Genomic DNA, 9823 nt, shown 5'->3' with positions numbered 1-9823 from the left:
TCGGCCGACTCGGCGGCCTGCTGCCGTTTGCCGTTCAACCGCAGGCTGCGTTCGCGCCGCAAGGCGTGTTCGGCGACGTGCTGAAGTCGGTCGCACCCACCGTCGGCTCCGTCGCCGGACAACTCGGCGGCTTTCTGCCGTTCTCCGTCATGCCTGTCCAGCCGGCATTCCACTGACCGCTGCAACTGAAGACCTGCGCCACCGTGCGTGACCGCGCGGTGGCGCACCCGACGGACGCCCGTCGCGCAACGATCCGATCGCGTCGGGATGCGCGCCCGTTACTTTTGACCGACTAACCCCGCGACGCGTCGCAATTGCCGCGCCGCGAAGGAGATTGCGATGGACAAGGACAAGAAGCCCGCCGCCGCGAAGGCGGCAGCCATGCCGACGGACAGCGCGGCTACCGCATCGGACGTCACGCCGCCCGATTCGGCCGGCGAAGCGGTCCACGTGACGAGCGGCAAGCGCCAGTATCTGATCGCGCCTCGGCGCGGCGTGCTCGCACGTCAGGCGGCCGTGACGCCGATGTCGGCTCACGACCTCGACAATGCGGTCGGCCGGCTCCCCGGCGTCGAGGTCGTGCGCGTGATCAACAGCCACAAGAACGCGCAGATGATGTCGGCGAGGCCGGACGAAGCGACCGACACGTATGTCGTCAAGATGGATCCCGCGAACGCGCAAGTGCTGCAGGCGACGGCGCCACCGGAAATGATCGTCGAGGAGGATCATCCGCTCGGCTATGGGAAAAAGCCGCAACATGAGTCCGGCGCCGAGCTTCGTCCGCAGGCGGCCATCGCGTCGGTGATCTTGCGCCCGGTGACGATCCGCGTGCTGGGAGCGAACGACCAGCCCGAGCCCGGCGTGCCGGTGACGCTCGCGGGCGACGGCTTCCCGGTGAGCGGCACCACCGACGCGCGAGGCGAAACGACGCTGACCGTCGCGCAGATGGCGCCCGGTCCGCTCCAGTCGCTGGCGGTGCGACCGCCCCACACGTACTGGAATGTCTATTTGCCGGCGCCGCTGCTGTCGAGCGATCAGGCGAACGTGGTGCGGCTCACGCCGTTGTCCCAGCCGAACCCGAACGTGCCGCCGCGTGCGCCGCTCGGGTGGGGGCAGCGCCTGATGGGCCTCGACGAGCTTCCCGCCACGGCGACGGGACGCGGCGTTCGCGTCGCGATCGTGGATTCGGGGGCGGACGCGTCGCATCCGCTGTTGAACCATATCCTGCGCGGCGCCGATCTGACCAACGACCAGAACCCGGATACCTGGAAGGACGACGTGATCGGCCACGGATCGCATTGCGCGGGCGTGATCGCCGCGCGAATCAGTCCGCAGGCTGCCGACGCGCAGATGGCGATGCGCGGTTTCGTGCCCGACGCAGAGATCCATGTGCTGAAGATCTTTCCCGGCGGCCAGTTCAGTACGCTGATCCAGGCGCTCGACTATTGCATCGACCACGACATCGACGTCGTGAACCTGAGCCTTGGCGCGCCGCAGGCGTCGCTCGCCGTCGAGCAGAAGCTGATGGAGGCCGTGCAATCCGGCGTCGCATGCATCGTCGCGGCCGGCAATTCGGGCGGCCCGGTCCAGTACCCGGCCTCGTCGCCGTACGTGCTCGCGGTGTCGGCGCTGGGGCTGCAGCGCGAGCTGCCCGGCAACACGTGGGAGCAAACGCAGATCGTCGCGCAGGCCGCGACGCCCGACGGCCTCTTCGCGCCGACGTTCTCGTGCCATGGTCCGCAAATCGGCGTGTGCGGGCCGGGCGTCGGCGTCGTATCGACCGTGCCCGGGTCGGCGTTCAATGCCGAATCCGGCACGTCGATGGCGGCGCCGCACATCACGGGGCTCGCGGCGCTGCTGTTGAGCGATCCGCAGATCGCCAGCCATCTCGGGCCGCGCCGGCCGGAGCGCGTCGCCGCGCTGTTTCAGCTGATCCGGATGATCTGCACGCCGATCGTGCAATACGACGTCGCGAATCGCTTCGGCGCCGGCCTGCCACGCATCCAGAACCTTCGCCAGCTGTTGCAGCAGGCGGCCCGCTGACCGCGCGCGAGCCGCGCCGGCTACCGCCGATCGCCGGCCGATTCCGTCGGCCGGCGCACGTCGCCACACACAAGGAGAAATTCGACATGTCGACCCTGTTGCGCATCACCCGGGCGGCCTGCGCCGCCAGCCTGATTCTGACCTGCGCCGGCGCACATGCGCAGGACTGGACGCTGTCGCTGTCCTGGAAGCTCGGCTCGTGCGCCGGCGGCGACGGCGCGCAGACATGCACGGCCGGCCAGCCGCCGTCCGCGCGCCAGGCCGCCGACGGCACACCGATCCGGATCACGGCAATCGGCCTGTATACGCCTCGGCGCGATTGCGACACGGCGGCGGTTCCGGCCGACACGCTGCCCGGCGATGCCGCGCCGTATATCGCGCCTGCGAGCGCCGATGCATTCCAGCAGCACTGGAACCGCTACGGGAGCTGCACAGGCTACGCGCCCGCCGGCTACGCCGCCGAGCTTGCCGCGATGGCGCGTGCGGTGGGCCTCACGAACCTCGGCCGCTACCTGAACGAGCACGACAACAAGGTGGTGCGGCTCGACGAGCTGAAGAACGCGCAACTGCACGATTTCTTCCTCGGCGCGGACAAGGCGGTCCAGTTCCTGTGCACGCCCGACGGACGGCTCGCGGAAGTGCGCTACCGGCTGCGCGACTGGTCCGACGTATTCGTGTATCGCGACAAGGGCGGCATGCTGGTCCTGGCGCCGGGCGGCAACTGCAGCGACGAAGTGCGGCTGTAGCGCGCATTGCCCGCCGACCTCGAGGAGAACCGTCATGCGCACGCATCGTTCATGGTCCCGGACAACGGCGGACGCACCGCCCGAAGCGAACGGTACGAACACGGCCGCATCGAGGCGCGATCTGATCGGGCAGTTGCAAATCGAATGCAATGCGATGGCGCGCTACGCATTGCAGCACGGAATCGCGGTGGCGCCCGATCTGATCGCGCAGTTGTCGATGCTGATGGTCGCGGCGTCGCGCGCCGCGGCCGAATCCGCGGCGGACGATGCGTCGTCCGTGCACGGCGCATCGTATGCGCTTGCCGCGATTCATCGTCGGCTCGCGGTCGCGATCGCGCCCGCGACGCCGCAGGCGGTCACGCTGCTCGACGGCGAACTGCGCGTCCGCTCGCGCTTCGCGTGGCTCGGCCCGGTACCGCTGATCCGCGCGCTGACGCTCTCCGCCGCGACATTTCTGGTCGCGGTGATTGCGACGTCGCTGTCGCCGGAAGTGTCGGTCGCGAACATCGATCAGGGGTTTCTCGATTCGCACGGCACCCGGCTGCTGTGGAATGCGCTGTTCCTGATGTTCTGCGCCGGGCTCGGCGCGTCATTCGCAACGCTGTTCCAGGCTCATCGCTACGTCGCGAATTCGACATACGACCCGAAGTACGACGCGTCGTACGGCGCGCGGCTGATTCTCGGCGTGATCGCCGGCCTGATTCTCGTCGAGCTGCTGCCGCCGCACCTGTACGACGGCGCAAGCACGCGCAGCTTCGGCAAGCCGGCGCTTGCGATGCTCGGCGGTTTCTCGGCGACCGCCGTGCATCGGCTGCTGCACCGGCTCGTCGAAACGCTCGAGACGCTCGTGCGCGGCGACACCGCGGCCGCCGCGCAAGCGACCTTCGAAGCGCATCGCGCCCATGCGGCGACCGAGCGCGTGCAATGGCAAAGCGAACTCGCGGCGGATCTGCTGCTGCTTCAGCAATCGCTCGAAACGGGAATGCCGGCCGATGCGGTCAAGCAGCGGCTCGCCGAATTCACACGCGCGATGCTGTCGCCAGACGCGCCGCGCACGGGCCGTCAGGACGGCGCAAACGCAATCGGGGAATGACCATGCTCTTCCTTTACAACTGGCCGTCATGGCTGATGGGGCTCTTCATCGTGACCTCGACCGTCGCGGCCGCACTGGCCGGCTACGCGCTGTTCCGCCGCATCGCGCCGGTCGACCTGCATCCCGAGCAGCAAGCGATGGCGATCACGATGGTGTCGGTCATCACGACGATCAACTCGTTGCTCGTCGCGTTTTCGGCGATCAGCGTGTGGGACGCGTACAACAGCGCGGAGCGCACCGTCGATGCGGAAGCGACCGCGGCCGGCGAGCTGTCGCGCGATCTCGCCGCGTTCGGCAATCCGGTCGCCGACGCCGCCTCGGGCGCGCTGCGTGCCTATCTCGACGGTGTCGTCCGTTACGAGTGGCCGACGATGCAGCAGCACGCGAGTGCGGATGCGCAGGCGGCGGCCCGCTTCGATCGCCTGTTCGACATGGCCAACCGGATCGAGCCGCGCAGCGAGCGGCAACGCGTGCTGCTCGGCGAGGTGCTCGCACGCGTCAACGAGATGGCCAAGCATCGCGAACAGCGCCTGCTGACGCTCGACGTCGCGATGCCGGCCACGCTGTGGGGCGTCGTGCTGCTCGCGAGTGTCGTGTCGTTTCTGCTCCTTTACATCCTTCCGGGCACGCGCTTCAACATCGCGCTCGTCGCGAGCTGGGCGCTCACGCTCGGACTCGCGTTCTTCTTCGTGCTTGCCGTCGACCGTCCGTTCGCAGGTGAAGTCAGCGTCAAGCCGGAGTCGCTGCGCGCGATCGTCGCCGCGATCGACGCGCAATCGCAACGAACCGGGCCGGCTGCGCATCGCAACGTTCCGCCTTCGCCGCGCAGCCCGACGCGTTCGGAGGTGGACGACGCTGCCGCGTCGACTGCTTCGACCGTTTCCTCACCGCCGAGCGCGTCCGGCGCGGCCTCGCTCGCCCATGCCTCGCAAGGAGAACGCGATGACACCCGATGAATTCCAGTCCGCCGCCGCCGTATCCGCCGTGCTCGCGCAACGCTGGTATCCGGCACTTGCCGCCGCGATGGCCGAGTTCGGCATCTCGACCCCCGGGCGTATCGCGGCCTTCGTCGCGCAGACCGGCCACGAGACGCTCGGCTTCACGCTCACGCGCGAGCTGTGGGGGCCGACAACTGCACAGCGCGCCTATGAGCCGCCGTCGCGCAAGGCCGCCGAACTCGGCAACGTTCAGGCGGGCGATGGCAGGCGCTTCCTCGGACGCGGGCTCATCCAGATCACCGGGCGCGCGAATTACCGCGAATGCGGCAACGCACTCGGTGCCGATCTCGAGCGCCAGCCCGAACTCCTCGAACGGGAACCGCTGGCCGCGCGCTCGGCGGCCTGGTGGTGGGAACGGCACGGCTGCAACCTGATCGCCGACTCGGGCGATTTCGTGTCGCTGACGAGACGCATCAACGGCGGTGTCAATGGACTCGAAGACCGGATGCACCGATGGGCGATCGCGAAAAAAGCGATGTGCCTGTGAGCGTGCGGCATGGAGCAAAGACCAACCAACGGAGGGCAACATCATGAAGACGCGAATCTGGGGTAAGTGCGTATCGATGCAGGGCGTGCTGATTGCGGTGGCGGTGACGGTGGCGAGCGCGGCCATGCCTCGGCACGCATCGGCGGAAATCGAATGCGAGTCTGTCACCGTGAACGCGGGCAAACAGTTGAAAACCAAATCGGGAAAGAAGCTGTATCTTCAGAAGAGCAGCGGCGGCGCCGACACGATCGTCAACAGGATGTGTGGGCCGGACTGGGCCCGCGCCGACGATTACTGGCAGTATGGCAACTATTACCCGCTCCACCGCAACGAGGAAACGCGGCAGCGCAAAGGCGCCCGCCTCTTCGTCCAATCGAGGTCGGAGCAACCCAAACTGGCCAGATACCTTTGCAAGGATACCGGCACGGACGGCGCGACGCCGTATGCCAAGGCGAAGCCGGTCGGCGTATTCGCTTACGAGACCGTCCGGACGGACGAGTCACGGAAGAACGCGACCAACATCGCCAGGCAAGTCGAGCTGCATGTGCTGTGCGTGGCGCCGGATGCGCGAAAAAAGGGGATGGGAATCCGGATCCTGAACGAGGCCGTGAAGCGCATGACCAAGGGTGTCAGCGACGACAAGGTGGTTCGCATGCAGTTGACCGCGCACGTGAAGGCGCACGGCTTCTACGACCGGCTCGACATGACGTGCCGCGAGGAACAAGCGAGCGATTCCACCGCGCGCGTCTACGAGCGCACACTGACGCCCGGTGATCGCATCGAGCCGCGCGATGCGATGTATTATTACAAGGGCAGGAACAAGGGCGGCCAATGCCGACGTGTGACGTTCGGTTGCGTCGATCGAGATGAGTATTTAAAGCTGCGGCCGCGCGCGTTCGATTCGGAAGATGATTACAAAAAATCCGATCAGGCCGCGCATGCCAATGGAACGCTCATGACGGGTGCCTTGGCCAATGCCAACGGTTGCAACGCCGAATCGGGGGAAATCGGGTATGAGGCGGTGATCCGGAAACTGGGCGGGCACGACCAATGAGTCTCCGGCGGCTGCGTCGTCGCAAGATGTGCCGCATTCGACGGGTAACGGCATGCTTCGAGTGCCGTCGTGCGACCGTCGGCGGCACAGGCACGACGCAGCCGATCGACCTGACTCGAAAGCGCTCTACATGGTCGGCGATCCGGGCAAGGTCCGACAAAGCCTTGCTTGTTGGCTGAACAGGAACGCTCATGCGCGAGCCTGTCGGATGTCCAGTGTACGGAGGTCGGCGAGCCCCGGGAGCCTGCGTGCGACGCACCCGCAGCGAGGTCAGATTTGCTCGAGGCCGTCCGAATCGACGATGCGAATCTGCTTGCCGTGCGCCGCGACGAGCCCCTTGTGCTGGAACTTCGACAGCATGCGGCTGACCGTTTCGAGCTTCATCCCGAGATATTCTCCGATCTCGTCGCGCGTCATCCGCAGCACGAATTCCGCGGCCGAGTAGCCGCGTGCCTTGAAGCGCGTGGAAAGGTTCAGCAGGAATGCGGCCACGCGCTGCTCGGCGGTCATCGTGCCGAGCAACAGCATCAGCGCGGATTCGCGGACGATCTCGCCGCTCATCATCTGGTACACGTGATGTTGCATCGACCGTACTTCGCGGCACATCTGCTCGAGCTGGCCGAACGGGATGATGCAGACCGTGCTGTCCTCGAGCGCGATCGCGTCGCCGTTGTGGTGCCCGGTGTGCACGCCGTCGAGCCCGAGCGATTCGCCGACGATCTGGAAGCCGGTGATCTGCTCGTCGCCGTCGCGATGCATCATGGTGGTCTTGAACGAACCGGTTTTCACTGCATAGATGCTGTTGAACGCATCGCCCGCGCGAAACAGCGTTTCGCCGCGCCTGACGTGACGCGTCGTGCAGATCATTGCGTCGAGACGCGCGAAATCGTCAGGCGAAAGATCGGGCGGCATGCAGACGGTACGCAACGTGCACGTCGAGCAGCGGGACGTGGCGCGCTTCGGCTGGTCCGACGGCTCGACGGGACGCAGCGGGATGAACGGGCGCAACGGGCGTAACGGGTGCAACGGCATGGTCGTCGAGACATTGGCATGGCTCTCCATGATCGGCTCCAATTCGTGGGGCAGCGGCGAATTGCTGTCGGGCAGGATCGCGCTGGCTGTATTGCTGGCGGCCTTGGTGTCTGCCGCCTTCGTGAAGGGAGAACCCCACCGGACGGGCCAGGAGACCGATGCGCCGGTCTCGACGGTGATGCTGCCTTTGCGCCGGGAGGCACGTGTGTCTGTTGTTCTTGATGGGAAGTATGGATGCCGCGCAGCGCCAGGGAAATCAGCCGGCATTGAAGATGAGGTAGGTGATGCGGAAGGGCTGTAGGACGTTTCCTACAGCGGCGCGGCGGTGAACCCGTTGACCTGGCTCAATACCTGCGGCGATGCCGTGTTTCATCTTGGAAAACACCGATACCGTAAGAGGAATTTGGAAGCGTTCCGGTTGCCACGGCTTTCGTGGAATCCGGTGTCGTGATCGTGTGGCGCACCGAACCGTATCAACGGATGCATTCAGGCGTCGCCCGCCGGCCTCCCGCTGCGGCAAGCCCGCTGTTGAATGATTGATCCTCGTCAAGCTGCCCGAGCCGCCATGCGCGATGCTGAATGCGGTGCGGCACGCATCCGATTGCAAGACTCGCGATCGACACGGGCCGACGGGAGACCGCCATGAAGTCCGATGCAGCACTCAAGCAGGATGTCGAGCAGGCGCTTTTCTGGAATCCGGCGATCGACGCGCGCCGGATCGACGTCGACGTCCGCGACCGGATCGTCACATTGCGCGGCACGGTCGACAGCTGGGCCCAGAAACTCGAGGCGCAGAAAACGGCGCTGCATGTCGCGGACGCGCGCGCGCTGGTGCTCGAACTGAACGTTGCACCGCCGGAGAACGCCTGCGCCGACCAGGAGCTGGCAATCGCGATCACGTTCGCGCTCGGCTGGCAGGACGCGTTACGCGATCACGAGATTCGCGTCGAGGTCGATCACGGCTGCGTGACGCTCGATGGCGAAGTGGATCACGCGTTCCAGAGCCGTGCGGCGGAAGCGATGGTGAGCCGGATGATCGGCGTCGTCGGCGTGGCGAACCGCATCCGGGTGCGTACCGACCATACGGTGCCGGACGTCGGCGCGCGGATTGCCGAAGCGCTTGCGCGACGCGCACAGCGCGAATCCGCGGGGATTTCGATCGACGCGGCCGACGGCATCGTTACGTTGACGGGCACGGTCGCATCGCTGGCCGAAAAGCGTGCCGCGTGCGGCGCGGCAGGGGCGGTGAGGGGTGTGCGCGAAGTCGTCGATCGACTGTCGATTGCCTGATCGGTTCGGAGCAGGATAGACGTTGATCGACGGTCAAGGATGTCCGAACCGCGGTGACGATTCGCGTTGCCCGGGACAACCAGGAGATGACATGAATGCTGCGATGCTCTGCACTCGCGATGTCGCCACGTGTTTCGAAACGATCACGGTCGTCGAGGCAGCCGAACGGATGCGCGATGCGCACGCTGGCGATCTGGTCGTGGTGCGTGAACGGGAAGGGCACCTTCTGCCGGTCGGCATGGTGACCGACCGCGACATCGTGCTCGCCGTGGTGAGCCCGGGCGCGGAGGCGGGCTCGCTGTTCGTCGGGGACATCATGTCGGAACCCGTCGCGGTTGCAAACGGCGACGAAGATGTCTGGCTGCTCGCAAAGCGCATGCGGCAGCATGGCATACGCCGGCTTCCGGTCGTCGGCGACGACGGCCAACTGGTGGGCATCGTCACGCTCGACGATCTGTTGCGTGCTGCCGCGGCGTTGCTCGACGAGTTGCGTCTCGTCGCGGCACGTCAGCCGTATTTCGAGGAAAAGCAGCGTGGGTAGCGAGCCCCGGCGCGCTTTCCGCTTTCATCGTTGCCGGTCCCTGCCGGGTCTTCGCACGGTCACTGCTGCCGATGGAGTCTGGCAGTTGCTTTAACGAGCCATCGGCCTACCGATTTTTGCTCCGCCAAAGGGGCCGTCAGCAAGCCGGGAACGTGACATATCAATGAACGGCTTGTTCAACGCCTGGTTGATCAGAAGCCCCTTGAACCCTGAGCAGTCGACAAAAAAGTCTGCCGCGATCTCCGCACCCGATTGGAGCCGGACCGACTTGATTTCGCCGTCTTCATTCAGTCGCGTCTCGACGACTTCGCCCTCGATATGCTCGACGCCCCAACTTACCGCGAGATCCCCGAGGTAATTGGCGACGAGATGAGCGTCGAAATGCCACGCATGGCTAATACCTTTTTCAGATTCGGAATGGTTGCCTCGACCACTCCAATTTTTGGAATGGTGAGTGACTCAGAGTCGCTAACACAAGTCATCCACGAATCTAGAGCAGATGACGGCGGCAGCCAGAGCAAGCAAAGCGGCATGAATAT

11 protein-coding genes are annotated in these 9823 nt (G+C 65.9%); 9 read left to right on the top strand and 2 right to left on the bottom strand.

Translation table 11 applies throughout. The features are described from left to right. The first annotated feature begins 339 nt into the window (after window positions 1–339). From AC3WLY_RS33865 to AC3WLY_RS33840, 6 genes are all read left to right on the top strand, one after another. On the top strand, window positions 340–2043 hold the full coding sequence (locus tag AC3WLY_RS33865; protein ID WP_310137876.1) for a S8 family serine peptidase: 1704 nt from the start codon (window positions 340–342) through the stop codon (window positions 2041–2043). Between the two features lie 86 nt (window positions 2044–2129). Then, window positions 2130–2789: a ribonuclease T2 family protein gene (locus tag AC3WLY_RS33860; protein ID WP_492310453.1), complete on the top strand. Its 660-nt coding sequence runs from the start codon at window positions 2130–2132 to the stop codon at window positions 2787–2789. Between the two features lie 34 nt (window positions 2790–2823). Then, window positions 2824–3882 (top strand): hypothetical protein, encoded by a 1059-nt coding sequence (locus tag AC3WLY_RS33855; RefSeq protein WP_244137424.1) that lies wholly within the window; start codon window positions 2824–2826, stop codon window positions 3880–3882. Continuing rightward, on the top strand, window positions 3879–4838 hold the full coding sequence (locus tag AC3WLY_RS33850) for a bestrophin-like domain (RefSeq protein WP_244137425.1): 960 nt from the start codon (window positions 3879–3881) through the stop codon (window positions 4836–4838). Before AC3WLY_RS33855 ends, AC3WLY_RS33850 begins: the two co-directional genes overlap by 4 nt. Beyond that, entirely contained in the window at window positions 4825–5367 is a 543-nt protein-coding gene (locus AC3WLY_RS33845; protein ID WP_105392973.1) for a glycoside hydrolase family 19 protein, read from the top strand. The genes AC3WLY_RS33850 and AC3WLY_RS33845 overlap by 14 nt, the downstream gene beginning before the upstream one ends. Before the next feature lie 43 nt (window positions 5368–5410). Next, window positions 5411–6421: an N-acetyltransferase gene (locus AC3WLY_RS33840; protein ID WP_175963575.1), complete on the top strand. Its 1011-nt coding sequence runs from the start codon at window positions 5411–5413 to the stop codon at window positions 6419–6421. 270 nt (window positions 6422–6691) lie between these two features. On the opposite strand, the gene fnr is transcribed toward AC3WLY_RS33840, so the two are convergent. Continuing rightward, a complete protein-coding gene (gene fnr / locus AC3WLY_RS33835; RefSeq protein WP_425133356.1) occupies window positions 6692–7429 on the bottom strand; it encodes a fumarate/nitrate reduction transcriptional regulator Fnr in 738 nt (245 codons plus the stop codon). On the opposite strand from fnr, the gene AC3WLY_RS33830 reads away from it, so the two are divergent. From AC3WLY_RS33830 to AC3WLY_RS33820, 3 genes are all read left to right on the top strand, one after another. Then, window positions 7332–7754 (top strand): hypothetical protein, encoded by a 423-nt coding sequence (locus AC3WLY_RS33830; RefSeq protein ID WP_425133357.1) that lies wholly within the window; start codon window positions 7332–7334, stop codon window positions 7752–7754. The genes fnr and AC3WLY_RS33830 overlap by 98 nt on opposite strands. A 341-nt stretch (window positions 7755–8095) precedes the next feature. Beyond that, entirely contained in the window at window positions 8096–8743 is a 648-nt protein-coding gene (locus AC3WLY_RS33825; protein WP_492310452.1) for a BON domain-containing protein, read from the top strand. A gap of 91 nt (window positions 8744–8834) precedes the next feature. Beyond that, window positions 8835–9284, top strand: a complete 450-nt coding sequence (locus AC3WLY_RS33820; RefSeq protein ID WP_072436883.1) for a CBS domain-containing protein — start codon at window positions 8835–8837, stop codon at window positions 9282–9284. 90 nt (window positions 9285–9374) lie between these two features. Here the strand turns inward: AC3WLY_RS33820 and AC3WLY_RS33815 are convergent, their stop codons facing one another. Beyond that, window positions 9375–9683 (bottom strand): tryptophan 7-halogenase, encoded by a 309-nt coding sequence (locus tag AC3WLY_RS33815; RefSeq protein WP_175963591.1) that lies wholly within the window; start codon window positions 9681–9683, stop codon window positions 9375–9377. Between the last annotated feature and the right edge of the window lie 140 nt (window positions 9684–9823).

This window comes from Burkholderia sp. FW306-1C-G01B (assembly GCF_058781685.1).
The sequence above is the reverse complement of the archived record's forward strand: the minus strand, read 5'-3'. Positions and strand labels throughout refer to the sequence as shown.